Origin of the sequence: Streptomyces sp. NPDC001604 (assembly GCF_042893475.1) — a bacterium.
Taxonomy (GTDB): domain Bacteria; phylum Actinomycetota; class Actinomycetes; order Streptomycetales; family Streptomycetaceae; genus Streptomyces.
On record NZ_JBIAUY010000006.1, the window covers coordinates 1 to 22,855 of the forward strand.

At 70.8% G+C, this 22,855-nt stretch carries 20 protein-coding genes and 1 pseudogene; 8 read left to right on the forward strand and 13 right to left on the reverse strand.

Features of this window, described 5'->3' with window-relative positions; all coding sequences use genetic code 11:
* Window positions 1-118: 118 nt before the first annotated feature.
* Entirely contained in the window at window positions 119-529 is a 411-nt protein-coding gene (locus ACFY1E_RS18395) for a VOC family protein (protein WP_389077793.1), read from the reverse strand.
* A gap of 359 nt (window positions 530-888) precedes the next feature.
* Window positions 889-1,326 (reverse strand): PPOX class F420-dependent oxidoreductase, encoded by a 438-nt coding sequence (locus ACFY1E_RS18400; protein ID WP_389076990.1) that lies wholly within the window; start codon window positions 1,324-1,326, stop codon window positions 889-891.
* Window positions 1,327-1,417: 91 nt separating this feature from the next.
* Here ACFY1E_RS18400 and ACFY1E_RS18405 point away from each other — a divergent pair, with 91 nt between their 5' ends.
* From ACFY1E_RS18405 to ACFY1E_RS18415, 3 genes are all read left to right on the forward strand, one after another.
* Entirely contained in the window at window positions 1,418-1,993 is a 576-nt protein-coding gene (locus ACFY1E_RS18405; RefSeq protein ID WP_389076993.1) for a TetR/AcrR family transcriptional regulator, read from the forward strand.
* Entirely contained in the window at window positions 1,990-3,366 is a 1,377-nt protein-coding gene (locus tag ACFY1E_RS18410; RefSeq protein ID WP_389076995.1) for an MFS transporter, read from the forward strand. The genes ACFY1E_RS18405 and ACFY1E_RS18410 overlap by 4 nt, the downstream gene beginning before the upstream one ends.
* Before the next feature lie 149 nt (window positions 3,367-3,515).
* Window positions 3,516-4,745, forward strand: a complete 1,230-nt coding sequence (locus tag ACFY1E_RS18415) for a serine hydrolase domain-containing protein (protein WP_389076997.1) — start codon at window positions 3,516-3,518, stop codon at window positions 4,743-4,745.
* 69 nt (window positions 4,746-4,814) lie between these two features.
* On the opposite strand, the gene ribA is transcribed toward ACFY1E_RS18415, so the two are convergent.
* Complete coding sequence (gene ribA / locus ACFY1E_RS18420) at window positions 4,815-5,474, reverse strand: GTP cyclohydrolase II (RefSeq protein ID WP_389077000.1); 660 nt, start codon at window positions 5,472-5,474, stop codon at window positions 4,815-4,817.
* Window positions 5,475-5,512: 38 nt separating this feature from the next.
* On the opposite strand from ribA, the gene ACFY1E_RS18425 reads away from it, so the two are divergent.
* On the forward strand, window positions 5,513-6,319 hold the full coding sequence (locus tag ACFY1E_RS18425; RefSeq protein ID WP_389077003.1) for a creatininase family protein: 807 nt from the start codon (window positions 5,513-5,515) through the stop codon (window positions 6,317-6,319).
* 152 nt (window positions 6,320-6,471) lie between these two features.
* Here the strand turns inward: ACFY1E_RS18425 and ACFY1E_RS18430 are convergent.
* The 5 genes and pseudogenes from ACFY1E_RS18430 to ACFY1E_RS18450 all read right to left on the reverse strand — a co-directional run.
* Window positions 6,472-7,665, reverse strand: a pseudogene (locus tag ACFY1E_RS18430) (YbhN family protein); the annotation flags it as partial.
* Window positions 7,662-8,645 (reverse strand): methyltransferase domain-containing protein, encoded by a 984-nt coding sequence (locus ACFY1E_RS18435; protein WP_389077005.1) that lies wholly within the window; start codon window positions 8,643-8,645, stop codon window positions 7,662-7,664. The gene ACFY1E_RS18435 and the pseudogene ACFY1E_RS18430, both read right to left, overlap by 4 nt.
* The gene (locus ACFY1E_RS18440; RefSeq protein WP_389077007.1) at window positions 8,642-9,853 is read right to left on the reverse strand and encodes a glycosyltransferase family 4 protein; all 1,212 of its coding nucleotides are present in this window, start codon (window positions 9,851-9,853) and stop codon (window positions 8,642-8,644) included. The genes ACFY1E_RS18435 and ACFY1E_RS18440 overlap by 4 nt, the downstream gene beginning before the upstream one ends.
* Window positions 9,850-10,248 (reverse strand): 6-carboxytetrahydropterin synthase, encoded by a 399-nt coding sequence (locus ACFY1E_RS18445; RefSeq protein ID WP_115910305.1) that lies wholly within the window; start codon window positions 10,246-10,248, stop codon window positions 9,850-9,852. Before ACFY1E_RS18445 ends, ACFY1E_RS18440 begins: the two co-directional genes overlap by 4 nt.
* A 116-nt stretch (window positions 10,249-10,364) precedes the next feature.
* A complete protein-coding gene (locus tag ACFY1E_RS18450; RefSeq protein WP_389077009.1) occupies window positions 10,365-11,345 on the reverse strand; it encodes a dehydrogenase in 981 nt (326 codons plus the stop codon).
* A gap of 108 nt (window positions 11,346-11,453) precedes the next feature.
* Here ACFY1E_RS18450 and ACFY1E_RS18455 point away from each other — a divergent pair, with 108 nt between their 5' ends.
* The 3 genes from ACFY1E_RS18455 to ACFY1E_RS18465 all read left to right on the forward strand — a co-directional run bounded on the left by ACFY1E_RS18455 (window position 11,454) and on the right by ACFY1E_RS18465 (window position 14,044).
* A complete protein-coding gene (locus ACFY1E_RS18455) occupies window positions 11,454-12,236 on the forward strand; it encodes a CDP-alcohol phosphatidyltransferase family protein (RefSeq protein WP_389077012.1) in 783 nt (260 codons plus the stop codon).
* 405 nt (window positions 12,237-12,641) lie between these two features.
* A complete protein-coding gene (locus ACFY1E_RS18460; RefSeq protein ID WP_389077014.1) occupies window positions 12,642-13,598 on the forward strand; it encodes an ATP-binding protein in 957 nt (318 codons plus the stop codon).
* A 53-nt stretch (window positions 13,599-13,651) separates the two neighbouring features.
* Window positions 13,652-14,044, forward strand: coding sequence for an SCO5389 family protein (locus ACFY1E_RS18465; RefSeq protein WP_389077795.1), 393 nt, complete (start codon window positions 13,652-13,654; stop codon window positions 14,042-14,044).
* A gap of 42 nt (window positions 14,045-14,086) precedes the next feature.
* On the opposite strand, the gene ACFY1E_RS18470 is transcribed toward ACFY1E_RS18465, so the two are convergent.
* From ACFY1E_RS18470 to ACFY1E_RS18490, 5 genes are all read right to left on the reverse strand, one after another.
* Window positions 14,087-15,730 carry an APC family permease gene (locus tag ACFY1E_RS18470; RefSeq protein WP_389077016.1) on the reverse strand — a complete coding sequence of 548 codons (1,644 nt, stop codon included), beginning with the start codon at window positions 15,728-15,730 and terminating at the stop codon, window positions 14,087-14,089.
* Window positions 15,731-15,899: 169 nt separating this feature from the next.
* Window positions 15,900-17,264: a GH1 family beta-glucosidase gene (locus ACFY1E_RS18475; RefSeq protein WP_389077796.1), complete on the reverse strand. Its 1,365-nt coding sequence runs from the start codon at window positions 17,262-17,264 to the stop codon at window positions 15,900-15,902.
* 41 nt (window positions 17,265-17,305) lie between these two features.
* Entirely contained in the window at window positions 17,306-18,145 is an 840-nt protein-coding gene (locus ACFY1E_RS18480) for a carbohydrate ABC transporter permease (RefSeq protein ID WP_389077799.1), read from the reverse strand.
* Between the two features lie 22 nt (window positions 18,146-18,167).
* The gene (locus tag ACFY1E_RS18485) at window positions 18,168-19,163 is read right to left on the reverse strand and encodes a carbohydrate ABC transporter permease (protein WP_389077019.1); all 996 of its coding nucleotides are present in this window, start codon (window positions 19,161-19,163) and stop codon (window positions 18,168-18,170) included.
* A 5-nt stretch (window positions 19,164-19,168) separates the two neighbouring features.
* Window positions 19,169-20,485, reverse strand: a complete 1,317-nt coding sequence (locus tag ACFY1E_RS18490; protein ID WP_389077021.1) for an ABC transporter substrate-binding protein — start codon at window positions 20,483-20,485, stop codon at window positions 19,169-19,171.
* 211 nt (window positions 20,486-20,696) lie between these two features.
* Between ACFY1E_RS18490 and ACFY1E_RS18495 the strand changes: the two genes are divergently transcribed.
* On the forward strand, window positions 20,697-22,484 hold the full coding sequence (locus ACFY1E_RS18495; protein ID WP_389077024.1) for a coagulation factor 5/8 type domain-containing protein: 1,788 nt from the start codon (window positions 20,697-20,699) through the stop codon (window positions 22,482-22,484).
* Window positions 22,485-22,855 lie beyond the last annotated feature (371 nt).

Below are 22,855 nucleotides of genomic sequence, written 5' to 3' on the forward strand. Positions count from 1 at the left end.
TCTCCACCCTCGAACGCGGGATCCGCCGAGACGACGACCTCGCCCACGCCTACCGCAACTGGCTCCAAGCCGCTTGACGGGCAATAGGAGCATCAGCCGGGCCGTGGCCGACGTCTGATCAGGCGTTCGACCAACCCCGCTCGCACAGCACCAGCCGGTAGCCGTCCGGGTCCTCGATGGTGACGCCCCACTGGTTCCAGTACGGATTGGGCGACGGCACCCGCTTGCCGCCGTGCTCCTCCAGCCGGGTCACCAGGTCCTCCGGGACCGGCCCGTCGACGTAGACGACGAGGAGGTCCTCCTCGGTGGGCCGGGGCTCGACGGGCCGCGCCGGTTCATGGACGAGCTCCAGATGCCATCCGGCGTCCGGCCAGCCGAGCATCAGCAGGTCGTGCTCGCCCGGTTCGGAACCGCCCTCTGCCCGCCACACCACACTCAGCCCGAGCCCCTGCGCCCAGAACCGCTCGGCGACCGCAAGGTCCCGGGACGGGCGGGCGATACGGATGTGGCTGCGGCCGTCGACCGGCATCATGACCTCTTCCTGAGCTGCGGCATCTTTCCTCGCAGCCTAGGCAGTCCGTGATCCCCGAACCATCGGTCGTCCGCCCTGCACCCCTGGACCTAGGTCTCCACCCGCCGCTTTCCCGAACCCTCCGGGCGAAAGGCGCTGTTGAGGCATTGCACGCACTGCGGTAATCATGAGGGACCTCCGCGCGCTCCGGCCGGATTCAGGGGCGGCCGGGGTGCGCGGACCGACGTCGGCCGTCGCCACTTGCCGGCCTCGTTCGCCGTGCCCGGCCCGACGGCTCCGAGCGCCGCGCGGATGTTCGCCCAGCGGAACCGGATCCACCATGCCGCGCCCCCGTCTTCCACTCTCCGTCCGGCTTTTCAGCCCTGGTTGGCCCCTTTCGGAATGCCGTACGCCCGCTCCACCTTCAGCCGTACCACCAGGCGTCGGTCGCGGACCATCGCGGCGCGGTAGTCGTCCCAGTCCGGGTGCTCCCCCAGGACGTCGCGGTACAGGCGGATCAGCTCCTCCACCGTGTCGTCGTGCGGATCCTTGGCGACGGGTGTGAGCTCGGCCGTGCCCTCGACGACCGTGTAGGCGCGACGGTCCGGGGTGGACACGTGGTACGACGCCCGTGCGTCCCGGCGCAGATTGCGGGTCTTGGCCCGGTCGTCGGTGACGGAGATCCGGATGATGCCCTCGTCCGGGTAGTAGTGATGGCTGACGTTCGACAGCTGGGGCCGGCCGTCGCGCTTGAGGGTGACCAGTACGCCGCCGCGGTCGTCGGAGAGCAGCTCGAGCAGTGTGTCGTGAGTCATACCCGGATCAACCCGCGGGACCGATCTACGCATTCCCCCTCCCCCCAACACTGAGTAGACACTGTCTACAGCCCGCTGGTAGACAGTGTCTATGGACGCATCGGAGAGTGGACTGCGGGACCGGCTGGTCGACGTCGGCGTGGAGCTGGTCGCAAGCGAAGGCGCGCAGGCGCTGACCCTGCGGGAGATCGCGCGCCGGGCGGGCGTCTCGCACGGGGCGCCCCGCCGCTACTTCCCCACCCACCTGGAGCTGCTCTCCGCCATCGCCCGCCGCGGCTTCGCCGAACTGGCCGAGCGGGCGACGGCGGCCACCGGCGACGGCACGGCGACCCCGCGCGAGCAGCTGACGGCCCTCGCGCGGGTCTACCTGGAGTTCGCCGTCGACAGCCGCGGTATGTACGAGTTGATGTTCCGCCACGACCTGCTGGAAAGCGGGCACTTGGGTCTGCGGGACACCAGCCTGCCGCTGTTCGGGCGGCTGGTGGAACTGGTCGGGCGGGTCCGGCCGGACGCGGACGCCCGGGTCGTCGCAGGCGCGCTGTGGGCGAACCTGCACGGCATCGCCCAGCTGTGGGGCTGGGGCAGCCTCCAACTCGCCACGGGCGCCGACGACTTCGTACCGCTGCTGCGCTCGGCTCTCGACGCCCACCTGGGGGACGGCGCATGAGCGGGCACCGCGCGCTGACGCTGGCCTGCAGCGTGGTCGGAGCGGTGATCGTCGCCCTGGACGGCACGGTCCTCACCGTCGCGCAGCCCACCCTGCAACGCGACCTCGGCGCCTCCTTCGCGCAGGTCCAGTGGACCAGCACCGGCTATCTCATCGCGGTGGCGAGCCTGTTGGTGTTCTCCGGACGGCTCGGCGACCGGTACGGGCATCAACGGCTCTTCGCCCTGGGGATGCTGGGCTTCGGGGCGACGTCGGCGGGCATCGGTCTGGCGCCCGGTGTCGGCTGGGTGATCGGTCTGCGGGTCCTGCAAGGTGTGTTCGGGGCGTTGCTGCAGCCTGCCACGCTGGGGATGCTGCGGGCCACCTTCCCGCCCGACCGGCTGCGCATGCCGATCGCCGTGCGGACCGGCGCGATCGGGCTCGCGGCCGCGGCGGGGCCCGTACTGGGCGGGGCGCTGGTGGCCGGGCCGGGCTGGCGGGCGGTGTTCTTCCTCAACGTCGTACCGGCGCTCGTCCTCGGCCTGCTCGCGCTCACACTGCGCGGCCCGCGCCACCGGCAGTGCTCCCCAGCCCGGCTGGACCTGCCCGGCGCGCTCCTGCTCGCGGTGACCCTGGCCTGTCTGGTCCACACCCTGGTCGCGCTGCCGGACGGCGGATGGACGCCGGCGAGTGCGCTCGGCCTGGTGGCGGCCGCGGTCGCGGGTGCCGTCTTCGTACGGCACGAGCGGCGGGCCACGAGCCCACTGGTGCCGCCGGACGTCGTGGGCTCGGCAGCCCTCGGGTCCGCGCTCGGCATACTGGTCGCCGCGTCGGCCGCCCTGAACGGCACACTGTTCGTCGCCACCTTCCTGCTCCAGGACACGCTCGGTCTCGACCCGGTGCACATGGCCCTGCTCAGCCTGCCGCTCGCGGCACTGATGATCGTCGCCGCACCGGGGTGCGCGGTGCTGCTGCGCCGCGCCGGGGCCCGCCGTACGAGCGTGGCGGCGATGACCGTGCTCGCCGCCGGGATCCTGGTGCTGGGCCAGGCCTCCGGCACGGTCGGCTTCTGCACCGGGTTCGCGCTGGTGGGGGCCGGCTTCGGCACGGTGATGGTGGCGGCGACCCATGTCGTCGTACGCCAGGCCGCCGTCGGGTCGGCCGGGGTGGCGGGCGGGTTGCAGCAGACCGCGATGAACGTCGGTCCGGTGCTGGGCGTGGCCGCAGCGACGACGCTGCTGGGCCTCGGCCACGGGCACGGGCTGCCGCTGGTCGTCCTCGCCGTGGTGGCCGTGGCGGGGGCGGTGGCGGGCCGCGCACTGCCGGAACGTTCCACCGAAACGATCAATCATGGTCAACAGGGGGCCATCACCGGTGTTCCTGAGCGACGATGAGACCAGGCAGAACAGGCAAGGTCCGCTGCGGCTCCGCGCCCCTGCAGGGGCGCGGGGGAACTGCGCGACCAGCCACGATGGTGCCGCAGAGGGCAGACGGTCTGTCGCGGCACGCACAGCAGAGCGCACAGCGCGCCCGGAGGAGAGCAATGGCACAGCTGCGACAAGAGGTCGACCCGGGTGAGGCCGGGCTGGACGCCAAGGCGCTGGACCGCCTCGACCAGCACTTCGCCCACTACGTCGACGAGGGCCGCCTGCCCGGCTACCTGGTGGCCGTGGCCCGCGGCGGACGCGTCGCCCACCTCACCACCCACGGCCTGCGCGACATCGCGGCCGGGCTGCCCGTCGAGGCGGACACCCTGTGGCGGATCTACTCCATGACCAAGCCGGTCACCTCGGTCGCCGCGCTGATACTGGTGGAGGAGGGCCGTCTGTCGCTCGACGACCCGGTCGCCCGCCACCTCCCGGCCTTCGCCGACCCGCAGGTCTACGAGAGCGGATCCGGCTCCGACGTCCGGACCCGCCCGGCCGCCCAACCCCCGCTGATCCGGCATCTGATGACCCACACCGCGGGTCTGACCTTTGCCTTCTACCACCAGCACCCCGTCGACGCCCTCTACCGCGAGGCGGGCCTCGATTCGGCCGTACTGCCCGGATCCGACCTGGCCGGGACCGTCGACGCGTACGCGCGCCTGCCGCTGCAGTTCGAGCCGGGCACCGAGTGGAACTACTCGGTCGCCACCAATGTCCTCGGCAGGGTGATCGAGGTCGTCTCCGGGCAGCCGCTCGACGTGTTCCTCACCGAGCGCGTCCTCGGCCCGCTCGGCATGGCCGACGCCGGGTTCTGCATCACGGACGAACAGGCACCGAGGCTCTCCGAGTTGTACGGCGAGACCGACGCCGGCGGCATCGAGCCGATCGCCGGGCTGCCACTGCGCGGGCGGCCCCGCTTCCTGTCCGGCAGCGGCGGCATGGTGGCCTCCGCGTACGACGTGCACCGCTTCATGGAGCTGCTGCGCCGCCACGGCGAACTCGACGGGGTCCGCCTGCTGGCCCCCGAGACGGTGGACCTGATGACCAGCAACCAGCTCCCCGGCGGGGCCGACCTGCGCGCCTTCGGCAGCCGCCCGGCCCACGACGAGCCCGGCAACGACGGCGTGGGCTTCGGCCTCGGCGTCTCCGTCGTCATCGACCCCGAGCGCACCCAGGCGCCCTCGGGCCTGGGCACGTTCGGCTGGAGCGGGGTGGCGACGACGACCTTCTGGGTGGACCCCGGCCGCGATCTGACCGTGCAGTTCATGACGCAGGTCCGGCCGAAGTCGTCACTCAGGCTCTTCCCGGACCTCAAGCGGCTGGTCCACGAGGCGGTCGCGGACTGAACCCTCCCCACGGCCGCGAACGGATCACCTCGCCGACCGCCGGGGTCGGCGAGGTGGTGCAGATCCTGCTCAGGACAGATGGGCCACCGCGTCCAGATGCGGCAGGACGTGGTCGAGCCGCTCCCGCTTGGTGCGCAGATAGGTGATGTTGCTCTCGCACGGCGGGATCAGCAGCGGGACGGTCTCCGCCACCTGGATGCCGTGCCGCACCAACGCCTCCTGCTTGCGCGGGTTGTTGGACATCAGGCGCACCGAGTTCACGCCCAGGTCCTGGAGGATCTTGGCGGCGACGCCGTAGTCCCGGGCGTCCACCGGCAGCCCCAGCGCGAGGTTCGCCTCGACGGTGTCCAGGCCCTCCGCCTGCAGCGCCATCGCCCGCAGCTTGGCGAGCAGGCCGATGCCGCGGCCCTCGTGGCCCCTCAAGTAGACGACTATGCCGCTGCCTTCGGCGACGACGGCCTTCAGCGCGGATTCGAGCTGGTCGCCGCACTCGCAGTGCTGGGAGCCGAACGCGTCACCGGTCAGGCACTCGGAATGCAGCCGGGTGAGCACGCCTTCCGTGCCGATGTCACCGTGGACGAGGGCCACTTGCTCGTCGCCGCGATCGTGATCCATGTAACCCACCGCCCGGAATTGCCCGTACACCGTGGGCAGTGGGGCATTCACAATCCGTTCCACGCCCGTGCGCTGTGGGGACTTCTTGCCGAGGACGCCGATTTTATCTGTCATGATCTGATTCCTAAGCAGAGACGAAAGGCCGTGAAGAAATGAGTGTTTCGGGCGCGCGTACGGCGGCATACGGGCTGGTGCCGGCGGACACTACGGAAGAGGTACGGACCAGGGCGGCGGGTGTCTCAACGCAGGTCGCCGTCCTTCCGGTCGGGAGCTTCGAGCAGCACGGTCCGTTCCTTCCGCTGGCGACCGACACGCTCGTCGCCTGTGCCGTGGCCCGGGAGATCGCGGCGGCGTACCCGGTGCACCTCCTTCCGCCGGTGACGATCTCCTGCTCGCACGAGCATGCGGGCTGGCCCGGGACCGTCAGCATCTCCTCCGTGACCCTTCACGCGGTGGTGAGTGACATTGCGCAGTCGCTGCGCCGCTCCGGCGTCGACGTCCTGGTGGTGGTCAACGGGCACGGCGGAAACTACGTACTGGGCAACGTCGTTCAGGAATCCTCCGCCCGCGGCGAGCGGATGGCACTGTTTCCGGCGGCCGAGGACTGGGAAGCGGCGCGGCAGCGGGCGGGGGTGACCACCTCGCTGCTGACCGACATGCACGCGGGGGAAATCGAGACCTCCATCCTTCTGCACGCTCACCCGGAATTGCTCCGCCCCGGTTATGAGACCTCCGATTTCGTCGCGGACGACCGGCGTCATCTGCTCACCCTCGGTATGTCCGGCTATACCGAATCGGGCGTCATCGGACGCCCTTCGCTCGGTTCCGCGGAAAAGGGGAAGGAACTGCTGGCCGCCCTGGCGGATTCCTTCGGAGCGTATTTCTCACTCCTCACCTCGGCGGACGATTCCCGCACGGAAACCGGAGCGACGGGGGAAGCCGGCAGCGCGCGCGGGTAGTCGGGTTCGCGTGCGGGTTCCGGGGCTGTCTCCGCGGCCGTTCCGGAACCTGCGCGCAGGCCCGTGTACCAGCGGGCGACGAGGACGGCGAGGCCGGGCAGGGCCGCCACGAAGCTGAGCACCCCGTACACCACGGAGACGGCCACCCCGCTGCTCGCGCCCAGCCCCGCCGCTCCGAACGCCCAGGCGGCGACGCCCTCGCGGGGGCCGAAGCCGCCGACGTTCAGGGGCAGGCCCATCGCGATCAGCGCGAGGACCGCGAGCGGCAGCAGCGCGGCGACGGAGGCGCCGGATCCGGCGACCCGCGCGGCCAGCACGAACATCGCGATGTGGCCGACCAGGATGAGCACCGACGAGACCACGACGCCCGGCCAGTTGCGGCGCGACAGCAGCCCCTCGCGCGCCTCGGCGAACGCCGCGCGCAGCGCCCGCCCGCGGCGGGAGGGCGCCCCGTTCATGCGCAGCGCAACCAGCACGGCGAGCGCGCCCACCGCCGCGAGGCCGACCAGCGGAGCGAAGTGGCGGGTCTCCGCGAGCACGGGGGACGGCATCGTCAGCAGCACGGCCCCGCCGAGGACGGTCAGCGCGACCTGCCCGGCGACCCGTTCCAGGACCACCGAGCGCACGCCTCGGCCCATGTCACCGGCGCTCTGCCCGTGCCGTACCGCACGGTGCACATCGCCGAGGACCCCGCCGGGCAGGGCGGCGTTCAGGAACAGCGCCCGGTAGTAGTCGGCGACGGCCTCCCCGAGCGGCAGCCGGATCTTCAGGCCCCGAGCCACCAGCGCCCAGCGCCACGCGCTGAGCACGGTGGTGGCCACACCGATCAGGAGGGCCAGCACCAGCGTCGTCGTGTCGATCCGCCGCAGCCCGTCCAGGAGGACCCCGGTCCCGAGGCGCCACAGCAGCGCCCCGAGGATGGCGACGCCGGCGACGGTGCCGAAGTGGGTCCGTAGGGCACGGGAGTTGAGACGGGACACCATGGCACGCCACCGGGGCGTCCGCACGGCGGCCGACTCGGGCCGGGCCGCGGAGACGATCACGCCGATACGGGCCTCGGAGACGGCGGGACCCACGGGTGGGGCGGACGCGAGTACATCCGCCCGCGTCCGCAGCGCCGCATGCCGCGCGGCGAGGCAGGGCGCGCCGTCCACCCATATCTCGACCGCGACGGAGGCGGCATCGCCGGCCGCACCCGCCGCTGCCGGGCGGACGGCGCATTCGGTTCGCGTCTCCAGGCCGACGCCGGTCGGCGCCCCGGACACGACGTCCACACCCCGCCCGGCCGCCACGGCGCCGCGCCGGCCGGCTCGCACCACGTGTGCCTGTACCGTCTCGATGCTCATGACGCGCCGCCCGTCGGCCGGGACAGGGCCAGCAGGTCGCTGTGGTGGACCACGACGTGGAGTTCGCCCGCCTCGCAGGCGGCCAGGCGGTCCTGCAGATACCGTTCTGCGCGGGCCTTCAGCTCGGGGCGTTCCTCGACGGCCGCGCCCACCCAGCCGCGCAGCCACTGGGCCGTCAGGGCGGCCTCGTCGGGGCCGAGGCGCCAGGGGCTCGGGTTGAGCCGTACCGTCGCGCCCCGTTCCGAGAAGGCCTCGCAGGCCACCGTGATCGCATCCGGGCCAAGCAGGTCGCCGCGGCGCTGGTGGGCGTTGAACGCCTCGGTGATCTCCTCGTCCATCGGGTCGGACGGGGTGAGTTCGACGCGTCCGGCCACCGAGAGCGTCAGCAGGGCGGGGCAGCCGGCCCCGGTGCAGGCGGCGGCGAGGGTCTCGATCTCCTCGCGGGTGAGGACGTCGAGCAGCGCGGACGCCGTCACCAGCGAGGCGCCGGCGAGTGCGTCCGGGGTGAGCCGGGCGACGTCGCCGCGGCGCGTCTCCACGCTGACCCGGCTGCCGTCGGCGGCGGACCGCGGCGAGGCGACGGCCGCGAAGTGCAGCAGGTACGGGTCGCGGTCGTGCAGGACCCAGTGCTGGGCGCCGTCCAGGCGGGGTGCGAGCCAGCGGCCCATCGAGCCGGTGCCGCAGCCCAGGTCGTGGATGACCAGCCCGGCCTTGCCCGGCAGGTTGGCCAGCCGGATCCGCAGCGGGTCGAGCAGTTCGTGCGCCCGCGCGGCGGCGTCGGCGGGTTCGCGCAGCTCCAGCCACTCGGGCGCGTAACGGGGCGCCTCCTCGGGCCCGGTGTCCCGCAGCCGCACGGTGGCGCGCTCGCCGGGGCGCGGGGCGGGGCCGGCGCCGGGGATCACGGAGTCATCCGTCTCGGAGTCGCCCCGCGGTCCGGGCTGCGCCGGAATCTTCTCGCTGATCTGTGCCGTCCTGTTCATGCCGCCCTCCTGGGTTCGCTCGGCAGCCGGCCCAGTACTCCGGCAAGGCTTCGGGCCGTGGTCGCCCATCCGTCCAGGGCGGCCCGCCGGCCCCGGGCGGCGGCCTTCAGCCGGCGTCGTACGTCGGCCTCGCCGAACCAGCCGCGCAGTTCGGCGGCGAGGGCGGCGGGATCCTCCGGCGGCACGAGGATGCCGGGCACACCTCCGTCGGGGGCGCGTCCGACCGCCTCGGGGAGACCGCCGACATCCGTGGCCAGCACGGGGATACCGCGTGCGAGGGCCTCCGTCACCGCCATGCCGTACGTCTCCGCGTACGAGGTGAGGACCATGAGGTCGGCGGCGTTGTAGCTGGCGTCGAGCTCGGCACCGGCCTGCGGTCCGGCCAGGTGGATCCGGTCCTCCAGGCCGTGCTCCTGGATCAGCAGCCGCAGATGGGCGACGTACTCGGGGTCGTGCCCCAGCCCGCCGACGCACACACAGCTCCACGGCAGGTCGGCCGCCGCGGCCAGCGCCTCCACCAGCCGGTGCTGCCCCTTGCGCGGGGTCACCGACGCGACGCACAGCAGCCGGGAGACGCCGTCGGTGCCTGAGGCGAGGGGCGCGATGTCGGCGCCGGGGGCGGCGACGTGCACCCGCTCGGGGGCGAGGCCGTGGTGGGCGACGAGGCGGCGGACCGCCCAGTCGCTGGTGGCGATCACGGCGGGCACGGCCCGCAGCACATCACGCTCCTTGGCGTCCAACTCGGCGGCCACGGCGGGCTCCAGGCCCCGCTCGTCGCCGAGCGGAAGGTGCACGAGGACCGCGAGGTTCAGCCGCTCCGTCTCCGGTACGACGATCTCGGGGACCCCGCAGGCGACGATCCCGTCCAGCAGGACAACCGTCCCGTCCGGCAACTCCCGCAGGGTCCGCGCTAGTTCCGCACGGGCCGCCGCCCCCGGCCGGGGCCAGTCGCCGGCCACGGCGTGCTTGTGCACCTGCCAGCCGAAGCCGGGCAGGTCCAGGCTGACCCGCCGGTCGTAGGCGTTGCCGCCGCTCGGCGCGGCCGGGTCGTCGACGCCGCCCGGCATGACGAAGTGCACGGAGCGCAGGGACATGGGGATGATCTCGGCGTTCTTCAGGGCGGAGTGCTGCACGGGCACATAGCTGAGCGACGTCGTCTCCGCCTCCCCCGGGGCGTTCTCCACCTTCTCCAAGGTCACGTCGGTCACAGGGCACGCTCGTAACTCGCCCAGGCGATGTGCGACTCGTGCAGGGTCACCGAGATGCCCGCGATGCCCTTGGCGCCCTCGCCCAGCGCGCCCTTCTCGATCCGCTCGGCGAGCCGGTCGGCGATGACCTTCGCCAGGAACTCCGTGGAGGTGTTGACGCCGGCGAACTCGGGCTCGTTGTCGAGGTTGCGGTAGTTCAGCTCGCTGACGACGGCACCGAGTTCCTGGGTGGCGAGTCCGATGTCGACGACGATGTTGTCGTCGTCCAGCTGCTCGCGCCGGAACGTGGCGTCCACCAGGAACGTCGCTCCGTGCAGGCGCTGCGCGGGTCCGAAGACCTCGCCGCGGAAGCTGTGGGCGATCATGATGTGATCGCGGACGGTGACACTGAACAACGGACGACCCTCCAGGTGCGGCACGTCTGGTCCTCCGGCCGTTGGCCGCCGGAGGATGCCGTGTAGTACGGCTCTTCGCTTCCCCCCGTTCAGCCGAGTCTCACTCTTTTCTCAGGTCAGACCGTTTCGGGGTACCTCACACGGTGACACAGCGCGGGAATCTCACCGTTGGCCAGCCGGGGCATCACCTCAGGCAGCTCCTCGAACGCGCTTTCCCCTGTGATGAGCGCGTCGAGGGCGGGGTCGGCGAGCAGGTCGAGGGCGAGGGCGAGCCGGTCGGCGTAGCTGCGGTTCGCGCGGGCCGGGGAGACGGTGCCGACCTGGCTGCTGCGGATCGTCAGCCGCCGGGAGTGGAAGGCCTCGCCGAGCGGGAGGCTCACCTTCCGGTCGCCGTACCAGCTCAGTTCGACGACGGTGCCTTCGGCGGCCAGGAGTTCCAGGGCCCGGGCGAGGCCCTGTTCCGTGGCACTGGCGTGCACCACCAGGTCCCTTTCCCCCAACGCGTCCTCGGGCAGCGCGAAGTCGACTCCGAGGGCCTCTGCGGTCTTGGCGCGGGCCGGGTCGGCGTCGACGAGTTGCACGCGTACGCCCGGGAAGCGGGCCAGCAGCGCGGCCACCGAGCAGCCGACCATGCCGCCGCCGACCACCGCGATCCGGTCGCCGACCAGCGGAGCGGCGTCCCACAGGGCGTTCACGGCGGTCTCCACGGTCCCCGCGAGGACGGCCCGCTCGGCAGGAATGGTGTCCGGAACGACCGTAACGGCGGAAACCGGTACCACGTACCGCGTCTGGTGCGGATACAGACAGAAAACCGTCCGCCCGACCAGCTCCCCGGGCCCCTCCTCCACCCTCCCGACACTGAGGTAGCCATACTTCACGGGTGCGGGGAACTCGCCCTCCTGGAACGGCGCTCGCATGGCCGCGTGCTGACTCTCCGGAACGCCGCCGCGGAAGACGAGCGTCTCCGTGCCGCGGCTGACCCCGGAGTAGAGCGAGCGCACCAGCACCTCGCCCTCGGCGGGTTCGGGCAGGTCGACGGTCCGGATCTCGCCGAGACCCGGACGACTCAGCCAGAACGCGCGTGCGATGCGGTTCATCCGGCCTCCTCCTGAACGATCGGGAAGTTGTTCACGTACCGAGGTGTGCACAGGCCGCGCACAGTACGCGGCGTTGATCGACTTTGTCATACGGCCGGAGGGTGTGCGGTGGCCCTGAACAACACTTACGACGCAAGGCTGGTCCAGCAGGAGACCGCTGTGGGAGCGGGCGTTCAGATCCTGTTGCTGGCCCTGCTCGGCACGGCGATCGGCATGGGGCCGGCGGGCTGGCTGACCGGCCTCGTCTTCGCCGTCGCCATGTGGGCGGTGCTCTCGCGGGCACTGCACCGCACCCGGCCGCGCTCGTTCGGCCCGGCCAACCGCGTGACGCTCGGCCGGGCGACCCTGGTGGGCGGCGTGACCGCCCTGGTCGCGGACTCCTTCGAGAGCTCCCCGCCGGTCACCGCCCTCGTCGGCCTCACGGCGGTCGCCCTCATCCTGGACGGCGTCGACGGCAAGGTCGCCCGCGCCACCAACACCTCCACCCCCCTGGGCGCCCGCTTCGACATGGAGGTCGACGCCTTCCTGATCCTGGTGCTCAGCGTCTACGTCTCCATGCAGCTCGGCCCGTGGGTCCTGCTCATCGGCGGCATGCGCTACGCCTTCGTCGCCGCGGCCCGCGTCTGGCCGTGGCTGAACGCCTCCCTGCCGCCCAGCACGGCCCGCAAGACGGTCGCCGCGATGCAGGGCATCTGCCTCCTCCTGGCCGCCTCGGGCTACCTGCCCCCCATGACCTCCCTCGGGGTCGTCGTACTGGCCCTGGCCTCCCTGATCTGGTCCTTCGGCCGTGACGTCCTGTGGCTGCGGCGGACGTCCCGGGTCCGGGACGGCGAGGTGGAGGAGATGCTGGACCTGGAGTCGGAGCGCGAGCCGGTCACGTCGACGTCCTGAACAACGCCGGTTTGCGGCCTCATGGTCGAAGCAGCCCGGCGGCGCCCCTGCAAGGGGTGCGGGTCTGTGTCGCTTTGCGGCTCCGCCGCGTGGGCGCGACCAGCCACAACGGGCCGGCAGACAACCGACAACGCATCCCGGCTCTCACGACAGACCGCTGACGCGCTCGGCAACCACCCCACCGCAGCCGCACTGACGGCACGGTGTGCAGGTGGACGGCGCGGCAGCCGCCGCCCGCGGCAGCGAACGCGAGCAGCTCGGCGAGGTTGCATTGAGCACTCCTTCTTGATCACCGCCCGATCGCCGCCCGATGCCATCCGGCCCCCCGCCGATTTGACAGGCCGTCGGTAGCTGCCTAAAACCTAGCCACATGACATTCATTTTCAAAATGAGGTCGGCCCGGTAATGCGGGTCGCGTTCGTCGGCAAGGGCGGCAGCGGCAAGACCACCCTCTCCGCGCTCTTCACCCGTCACCTGGCCCGCTCCGGCGCGCCGGTACTCGCCATCGACGGCGACATCAACCAGCACCTGGCCGAGGCGCTGGGACACGACGAGGACCACCTGGACGCCCCGCCCCTGGGCGCCCACCTGCCCGAGATCAAGGACTATCTGCGGGGCACCAACCCGCGCATCGCCTCCCGCGAGGCGATGATCAAGACGACCCCGCCCGGCCGCGGCTCCCGCCTGCTGCGCGTCCTGGGCGACGACGAACTCCACGCGCGCCACGTCCGGCGCGTGGGCGACGTGCCGCTGATGGTGACGGGCGAGTTCGACGAGAGCGACCTCGGGGTGGCCTGCTACCACTCCAAGCTCGGCGGCGTCGAGCTGTACCTCAACCACCTGGTCGACGGCCCCGGCGAGTACGTGGTGGTCGACATGACGGCCGGCGCGGACGCCTTCGCCTCCGGCCTGTTCACGCGGTTCGACATCACGTTCCTGGTGGCGGAACCGACCCGTAAGGGCGTCTCGGTCTACCGCCAGTACCGCGACCACGCCCGCGAGTTCGGGATCCGTATCGCCGTGATCGGCAACAAGGTGACGGGCGAGGACGACCTGCTGTTCCTCAAGGAGCAGGTGGGCGAGGACCTCCTGACGCACCTGGTGCACTCCCCGTGGGTACGGGCGGCCGAACAGGGCCGCACGGAGGGCGGGTTGGACACCCTGGAGCCGCACAACCGCCACGCCCTGACCCTCCTGCGCCAGACCGTCGACGCCCACCCCAGGGACTGGCCGGCCCTCCACCGCCACGCCGTCGAGTTCCACCTGCGCAATGCCCGCGCATGGGCGAACGAGGCGACCGGCCTGGACCTCGCCGCCCAGGTGGACCCGGAGTTCGTACCGGGCCCGACGGCGCTCACCTGACCACTCCCCCCGTGAAGCACATCCACCAACTCCTGGAACGGACGCCCCTTTTCATGTCTCTCGACGTCTCCCCGAAGCTCCTCGCCGAAGCCGAGTCCGGTGACATCCGCGAGGAGGACTTCGTGGACACGGTCCGCACGTCCCTCCCGTACGCCTACGACCTGATCGCCTCCCTCGCAGGCGAACTCAAGGGCGGCACGGCCGAGTTCACCGACAACCAGACCCCTCCCCCGTCCGAGCGGGAGCGCGGCCAGCTCCTGCGCGCCCTCGCGAGCGACGCCATCCGCGGCAGCCTGGAACGCCACTTCGGGGTGGAACTGGCCTTCCAGAACTGCCACCGGGTGGCGGCCTTCCGGCCGGGGGCACGGGACGGGGAGACGTACGGGCGGTTCACCTCGGTGCGGTCGCAGGTGCTGAACCAGTCACCGGAGTTCAGGGACTGCTGACACGCCCCGTGCCCTGTCGGCCGGCTCGACCGCAGCCCCGACTCAGAGGATCTCCTCCTCCTCGGGAACGACGACCTGGTCGATCATGTACTGGATCTTCTCGGCCGGCAGGGCGACCGCCATGGCCCAGTAGTAGATGATGAGGCTGAAGACGGCGGTGGCGAGCATGTCCCACCACAGCGGGAACCACGGGTGCTTCAGGGGTCCGAAGTCGCTCAGGTAGACGATCAGGCCCATGCCGACCAGGTACACGGGCAGCCACTGGGCGGCACGCAGGTCCAGCTGCGGGGTGATCGGGTTCATCTTGAACACGCGGTTGGCGACCAGGATGACGTAACCGATGAGGATGGCGACGCCGAGCTTCCAGTCGGTCGTCCAGCCCGACCAGAGGATCAGCAGGTTGGCGACGATGAAGGCGAGCGGTGACATCCAGCTGCCGCCGGGCAGCCGGTAGGGGCGGTGCGCCTCCGGCAGCCGGTTGCGGAAGACGCCGAAGGACAGCGGTGCGCCCGCGTACATCAGCACGCTCGCGCTGGTGATCAGCCCGACCAGGGAGCGCCAGCTCGGGAAGGGCAGGAAGCAGATGCAGCCGATCACGAAGGCGGTGATCAGACCCACCCAGGGGACACCGCGCTCGTTGGTCTTCTCGAACGCGGACGGCACGTAGCCGTTGCGGCTGAGGCCGTAGGAGACCCGGGAGGAGCCGGTGATGTAGATCAGGCCGGTGCCGGCGGGGGAGACCACCGCGTCGAGATAGAGGATCGTGGCCAGCCAGCCGAGGCTGATGAGCGTCGCGACCTGGGCGAACGGTCCGCTCAGCGCGTTGAACGCGGAGTTGGCCCAGGTGTGGCCGATCTGGTTCGCGGGGAGTGCGGCGAGGAAGACGACCTGCAGGAGGATGTAGATGATGATGCCCAGGATGATCGATCCGATCACCGCGCGCGGGATGTCCCGCTTGGGATGGGCGCTCTCACCGGCCAGCTGGTCCGCCTGCTCGAAGCCCAGCAGGGCGAAGATGATGCCGCTGGTGGACACGGCGGACAGGATGCCCTTGGCGCCGTAGGGGTTGAATCCGTCGGCCGCGGTGAAGTTGCCCGTGTGGAACGTGGCGATGGCGAAGACGAGGATCGTCAGCAGCGGGACGCCGACCTTCCACCAGGTCGCCGCGCTGTTGGTGCGGGCCAGCAGCCGGATGCTGAGGAAGTTGATCGCCGTGATGACCGCCATCAGCCCGACCGCGACGGCGATGCCGGACCCGGTCAGGACGTGTTCGCCGCCCTTGATCTTCTCCCAGCCGTGCGCCCAGGAGTAGTGCTGGCCGTACGTGATCATGGCCAGCACCTCGATGGGTGCCACCGTGGCCGCCTGCAGCCAGGAGAACCAGCCGAAGGAGGCACCGGCGGCGCCGCCATAGGCATAGTGCGGGAAGCGGGCGGTCCCGCCCGACACCGGATACATTCCGCCGAGCTCGGCGTGCACCAGCGCCAGGATGAGAATTGCCACGCCGCCGATGGCCCAGGAGATGATCGCCGCCGGCCCGGCCGCGGCCAGGGCGCCCTGGGCGCCGAACAGCCACCCGGATCCGATGATCGATCCCTCCGAGGCCCAGATGAGGCCGATGAAGCCGATCTCGCGCTTCAGTCCCGGTCTGGTTCCCGAGCTGGGCGCCTTTTCCGATGTGGCCATGACGCGCACACCCCCTCATAGGGTGATCCTCGTCACATCATCGTCCCACGCCGACGCGCTCATGGCAGCCGCACATGCGAGCACGACTCGGCAAAATGCCCATGCCGGGGCGACCACGCCTGTGCCGGACCCGGGCTCCCGCGCCCGGGTCCGGCACAGGGGTCCTGTCTCAGGCCGCCTGGCGGGCACGGCCCCGGTGAGCGCGGACGATCTCGGCGTAGCGGTGTCCGCTGCCCTTGATCGTCCGCACCTGCGTCCGGTAGTCCACATGCACCAGCCCGAACCGCTTGTCGTAGCCGTACGCCCACTCGAAGTTGTCCAGCAGCGACCAGGCGAAGTAACCGGCCAGCGGGGCGCCCTTGCGAACCGCTGATGCGCAGGCCGCGAGGTGGCGTTCCAGGTAGTCCTGGCGCTCGGGGTCGTCGACGGTGCCGTCCGGGCGTACGACGTCAGGGTAGGCGGAGCCGTTCTCGGTGACGTACAGGCGCCGGGCGCCGTACTCCTCGGTGAGCCGGAGCAGCAGCGTCTCGATGCCGTGCGCGTCGATCTCCCAGTCCATGCCGGTGCGCGGGACGCCGAGGCGGCGGACCGATCGCACCTGGGGTGCGGGGGCCGAGGGGTCGTCGGCGACGGTCGCCGGCATGTAGTAGTTCAGGCCGTGCCAGTCGAGCGGCGCGGCGATCGTCGCCGAGTCGCCGCCGCGCTCGGGGAGGTCGACGCCGTACACCTCGCGCATGTCGGCCGGGAAGCCGCGGCCGTACACCGGGTCCAGCCACCAGCGGTTGACATGGCCGTCCTGCCGGCGGGCGGCCCGTACGTCCTCGTCGCGGTCGGTGGCGGCGTGCACCGTGGAGAGGTTGGTGACGAGGCCCACCTGCGCGGACGGGGCCACGGCGCGGATCGCTTCGGTGGCGAGGCCGTGGCCCAGGAGCAGGTGGTAGGAGGCGCGGACGGCGGCCGTCAGGTCGGTCAGGCCGGGGGCCATCCGGCCTTCCAGGTGGCCGATCCAGGCCGAGCACAGCGGTTCGTTGAGGGTGGCCCAGTGCGACACGCGGTCGCCGAGGCGTTCCGCCACGACGGAGGCGTACTCGGCGAAGGCCAGTGCGGTGTCCCGCTCGGGCCAGCCGCCGCGGTCCTGGAGGGTCTGCGGGAGATCCCAGTGGTAGAGGGTGACGAACGGCGTGATGCCCGCCGCCAGCAGGCCGTCGATCAACTCGTCGTAGAAGGCGAGGCCCTTGGGGTTCACCGGTCCGTTCCCGCCCGGCACCACCCGCGGCCATGCGATGGACAACCGGTACGCGTTCGTTCCCAGTCGACGCATCAGGCCGATGTCCTCGCGCCAGCGGTGGTAGTGGTCGCATGCGACATCGCCGTTGTCGTTGCCCGCGACCTTGCCGGGGGTGTGGGAGAAGGTGTCCCAGATCGACGGGGAGCGGCCGTCCTCCGCCACGGCGCCCTCGATCTGGTAGGCCGCGGTGGCCGTGCCCCACAGGAAGTCGGGCGGGAAGGCGGCGAGGTCGATGCGGTCGGACACGGAAGTCCCTTCGGGATCGGTGGAGTTGGTTTCCCGACGGCTCACTTGACGGCTCCCGCCGTGAGACCGGCGACGAGATAGCGCTGCAGCAGCAGGAAGCCGGCCACCACGGGCACGCTGACGACCAGCGAGGCGGCCATGATCTGGTTCCAGTAGACGTCGTTGAGGGTGGAGTAGCCCTGGAGGCCGACGGCGAGCGTGCGGGTGGTGTCGTTGGTCATGACGGAGGCGAAGAGCACCTCGCCCCAGGCGGTCATGAAGGCGTAGACGGCGACGGCGACGATGCCGGGGATCGCGGCCGGCACGACGATCCGCAGCAGCGCGCCCAGCGGTCCGCAGCCGTCCACCAGCGCAGCCTCGTCCAGATCGCGCGGCACCGAGTCGAAGTACCCGATCAGCATCCAGATGGAGAAGGGCAGCGAGAAGGTGAGGTACGTGAGGATGAGGCCGCCACGGGAGCCGAACAGGGCGATGCCGGTGGCGTTGCCGATGTTGACGTAGAGGAGGAACAGCGGGAGCAGGAAGAGGATGCCCGGGAACATCTGCGTGGACAGGACGGTGACCGTGAAAACGCGTTTGCCGCGGAAGTCGTAGCGGCTGACGGCGTAGGCGGCGAACACCGCGATCACCACCGAGCAGACGGTCGCCGTACCCGCCACGATCAGCGAGTTCGCGAAGTAGCGCGCCAGCGGGACCGTCGACCAGATGTCGATGTACGGGCGGATCGTCAGACCGCTGGGCAGCCAGCGGAACTTGTCCGTGACATCGGCGAGGGGCTTCAGCGAGCTGGAGACCATGACGTACACCGGCACCAGGACGAAGCCGGTGAGCAGGGTGAGGAAGATCCGCCGGGACCAGAGGAAGGAACTCGGCGGGGCCATCGGGGACTTGAACCTCTGGGTCTCAGACATCGGCCGTCCTCCGTCCACGCGAGGTGAGCGCCAGATACACGCCCGTCACCACCAGCAGGAAGAGCAGGAGCAGTACGGACATCGCGGAGCCGGTGCCGAAGTTCCAGGTGACGAAGGACGCCTGGTAGATGTGGACCGAGATGAGGTCCGCGGCCTCGGGCGCGGCCTTCCCGAACAGGACGTACGGCGTGTTGAAGTCGTTGAAGGTCCACAGGAAGAGAACCAGGACCAGGACCTGGTTCACGGGGCGCAGGGACGGCAGCGTGATGCGGCGGAGCTGCTGCCACATCCCGGCACCGTCCAGTGCGGCCGCCTCGTACAGCTCGCGCGGGATGTTCTGCAGTCCGGCCATGACGATCAGGAAGGCGAACGGCCAGCCCTTCCACACCGACACGGTCAGCAGCGCATAGAAGCTGTTGTCGCCGATCAGCCAGAAGGACGGCTTGTCGGTGAGGTGCAGCTGGTCGTGCAGGACGTGGTTCACCAGGCCGTTGTCGTGCTGGAACATGAACACCCAGGTGATCACCGCCGCGTACACCGGCAGGGCGTACGGCACCAGGAACAGCGCCCGCAGCAGACCGCGGCCGCGGAAGGTGTCCTGCATGAACACCGCGGCCGCCGTGCCGGTCAGCCAGCACAGGCCGACCGACAGCAGGGTGAAACCGACCGTGACGAAGAAGGAGTGCAGCAGTGCCTCGCCGACGGGGGCGTCGAAGTCCACCGACACCCTGTAGTTGCCGAGACCGGACCAGGGCGCTGTGCCCCAGTCGCGGATGTAGAACTGCGTGAGCTCCTTGAAGCTCATCACGATGCCGATGACCATCGGCACCAGGTGGACGAGGAGTTCGAGGATCAGGGCGGGCAGCAGGAGCAGGTACGGGAGGCCGATACCGCGGATCCGGCCGGGGCGGCGGCCACGCTGTTCGCGTGCCGCCGCCCCGGAGGGACTCCCGCTCACCGAGGGCTCCTTGAGGGCGGTGGTCGTCATCGGGCTCACTTCGTCGGCATCTGCTGCTGGGCCTTCTCGAGCGCCGCCTTCACCGAGTCGGCGGTCACCGCGCGCCCGGCCGCGGCATCCGCGAACAGGTCCTTGACGGCCGTACCGACCGCCGTCTCGAACTGCGACTCGTCGGCGACCTGCGGCAGCGCGGCGGCGCTCGTCGCGAGCGTCTGCTTGAGCACGGAGTTGGACGCGCTGTTGAACGCGGCATCGGACTGGGCGGTCTTCACGGGCGGGATCGAGCTGTACGCCGTGTTGAGGATCTTCTGCTCGGCGTCGCTGGTCATGAACTTCACGAACTTCGTGGCGCCGTCGAGGTTGTGGGTGTTCTTGAAGACGGCGAGGTTGATGCCCGCGACCATCGAGTTGACCTGGGTGCCGGTGCCGGGGGTGCCGGACTGCACGGGCACGGGCGCGATGCCGTACGCACTCTCGCTCATTCCCTGGGACTTGAGGTTGGCGGCGGCGGACTGCCATAGCAGCATGGCCTGCTTGCCCTTGGCGAAGTCGCTGACGGACTGGTTCTGCGCGTACTCGGCGTCGCCGGTCGGGATGACCTTGTCCTTGGCCATCAGGTCGACGTACTGCTTGACCGCGGCGACCACGCCGTCCCCCGTGAAGTCGGGTTTGCCGTCCGCGGTGAAGAAGTCGGCGCCGTGCTGCTTGGCGAAGACGAAGACGTGGTGGATGTTCTCCGAGAGGTTCGCGCCCTCGGCGCCGAGCGGCGACCTGCCCTTCGCCTTGATCTTCTTGCCGTCGGCGACCAGTTCGTCCCAGGTGGCCGGCGGCTTGGAGATGCCCGCGTCGGCGAAGATCTGCTTGTTGTAGTAGAGGGCGTAGGCCATCGAGTACAGCGGTACGGCCGCCGGGTCCTTGCCCTGCGCGCCGGTCGAGCCGAGTGCCGAGTCGACGAAGCGGTCCTTGCCGCCGATCTTCGCGAAGTTCTCGGCGTCCCAGGGCAGCAGGGCGCCGGTGGCCTGCAGGGAGGCGCTCCAGGTGTTGCCGATGTTGAGGACGTCGGGGCCCTGGCCGGAGGTGGTCGCGGTGAGGATCCGGTTCAAGAGGTCCGACCAGGGCACGACCTCCAGCTTCACCTTGATGCCCGTCTGCTTCTCGAACTTGTCGAGCTCGGGCCCCAGGACCTTCTTGTCCACGGCGATGCTCGCGCCCTGGTTGGAGGCCCAGTAGGTGAGCGTCTTCGGCGAGTCGTCGGACCCGCCGCCCGTCGACGAACCGCCCCCGCAGGCCGAGACGGCAAGGGCGAGTGACATGGTGACGGCGCCTACGGCCGCGGCTCGGATGCTGCGCATGGCTCCCGGTGTCCCTTCGGGGATTGCACTCATGACTTAATTTAGGACGTGAGTTAAACCTCAAGGGATGGCCGCGTCAAGGGGTGCGGCAACCCTTGTGGAACTCCGGTCACACCTCTTGACGCGCCCGTTCGGGCAGTTGAAGCATTCACCGGCGAGAGAGCGCTCCCAAACCCCACCTCGTTCACTTCCTGAACAGGAGAGCCGCCCCATGCCCCTGCCTGACTCCGGCCTGCCCGCCGTGGGCCGCAGAACCGTCCTCGGCGCGGCCGCCGCATCCGCCCCCGCGGTGCTCGGTCTGTCCGCCCGCGCGTCCGCCGCCCCGTCGCCGCCGGGGAAGCCGAAGCTCCTCCCCGGCGGCGGCGACCTCGGCCCGAACGTCCTGGTCTTCGACCCGTCCACCCCGGGCATCCAGGCCAAGCTGGACGAGGTGTTCGCGCAGCAGGAGTCGGCCCAGTTCGGTACCGGCCGCTACGCGCTGCTGTTCAAGCCGGGCACCTACAACGGCCTCAACGCCCAACTCGGCTTCTACACCTCGATCATGGGCCTGGGCCTCTCCCCCGACGACACCACCATCAACGGGGACGTCACGGTCGACGCGGGCTGGTTCAACGGCAACGCGACGCAGAACTTCTGGCGTTCGGCGGAGAACCTGGCCCTGGTCCCGGCGAACGGCACCAACCGGTGGGCGGTCGCACAGGCGGCCCCCTTCCGCCGTATGCACGTCCGCGGCGGCCTCAACCTCTCGCCCACCGGCTACGGCTGGGCGAGCGGCGGCTACATCGCGGACAGCCGTGTCGACGGCCAGGTCGGACCGTACTCGCAGCAGCAGTGGTACACCCGGGACAGCGCGATCGGCAGCTGGCTCAACGGTGTCTGGAACATGGTGTTCTCCGGCGTCGAGGGCGCCCCCGCGCAGAGCTTCCCGAACCCGCCGTACACCACGCTGGACACCACCCCGGTCTCCCGCGAGAAACCCTTCCTGTACGTCGACGGCGCCGCCGGCCTCCGTGTGTTCCTGCCGGAGAAGCGGACAGGCGCCCGCGGGGTCACCTGGGGCAACGGCACCCCGCGAGGCACCTCACTCCCGCTGTCGCAGTTCTACGTCGCCAGGCCGGGCGTCTCCGCGGCCACCCTCAACCAGGCGCTGAAGCAGGGCCTGCACCTGCTCCTCACACCGGGGGTCTACCACCTCGACCAGCCGATCCAGGTGAACCGCGCCAACACGGTCGTGCTGGGGCTGGGTTACGCAACTCTCGTACCGGACAACGGAGTCACCGCCCTGCGGGTGGCCGACGTGGACGGAGTACGCCTGGCGGGCCTCCTGATCGACGCCGGACCGGTCAACTCCCCCACCCTGCTGGAGGTCGGCCCGCGCGGCGCCTGGCGGGACCACTCCGCCAACCCGACCACCGTGCAGGACGTGTTCGTGCGCATCGGAGGCGCGGGCGCCGGAAAGGCCACCACCAGCATGGTCATCAACAATCGGCACACCATCGTCGACCACACCTGGGTCTGGCGCGCCGACCACGGCGACGGAGTCGGCTGGGACACCAACCGCGCCGACTACGGGATCGTCGTGAACGGCGACGACGTGCTGTGCACCGGCCTGTTCGTCGAGCACTTCAACAAGTACGACGTGCAGTGGTACGGCGAGCGGGGCCGCACGATCTTCTTCCAGAACGAGAAGGCCTACGACGCCCCGAACCAGGCCGCGATCCAGAACGGCTCGGTGAAGGGCTACGCGGCCTACAAGGTCGGCGACGGCGTCACCGCGCACGAGGGCTGGGGCCTGGGCAGCTACTGCTACTACAACGTCGACCCGACGATCGTGCAGCACAACGGCTTCACCGCCCCGAACCGGCCCGGTGTGCGCTTCCACGACCTGCTGGTGGTCTCCCTGGGCGGAAAGGGCCAGTACGAACACGTCATCAACGAAACGGGCACACCGACGTCGGGAACGTCGACGGTGCCGTCCACGGTGGTGTCGTACCCCTGACCGGGGGCGCCCGGGGCCCACGATCGCCACCGGCTTCGAGTTCCGTGGGACGGGCACGTGAAGGTACCGCGCGGCGCGACAACGACCGCACGGTCTCGTTCGCCGCCGCGATCGGTGCCCTGACGTCAGCCTCCGCGTACGCCAGGGCCCGTGGACGGGCCGTAAGCCGTGAGCCTGCGGGCAGTCGTGCCGCTTGGGGCGGCACGGGTGGGCGCAGGCGGCCCCCTGGCGCCAGGTCGCGCGATCTCCCGTCCGCCGCGGCAGCGACCGTACGCCCTCGTCACCGACGCGAACGGTGCCCCGACGCCCGGGCGCCGACCGCCCACGAGCAGTGCCGCATCCCGGCGCCAGGGCGACCCCGCCCGCGTACG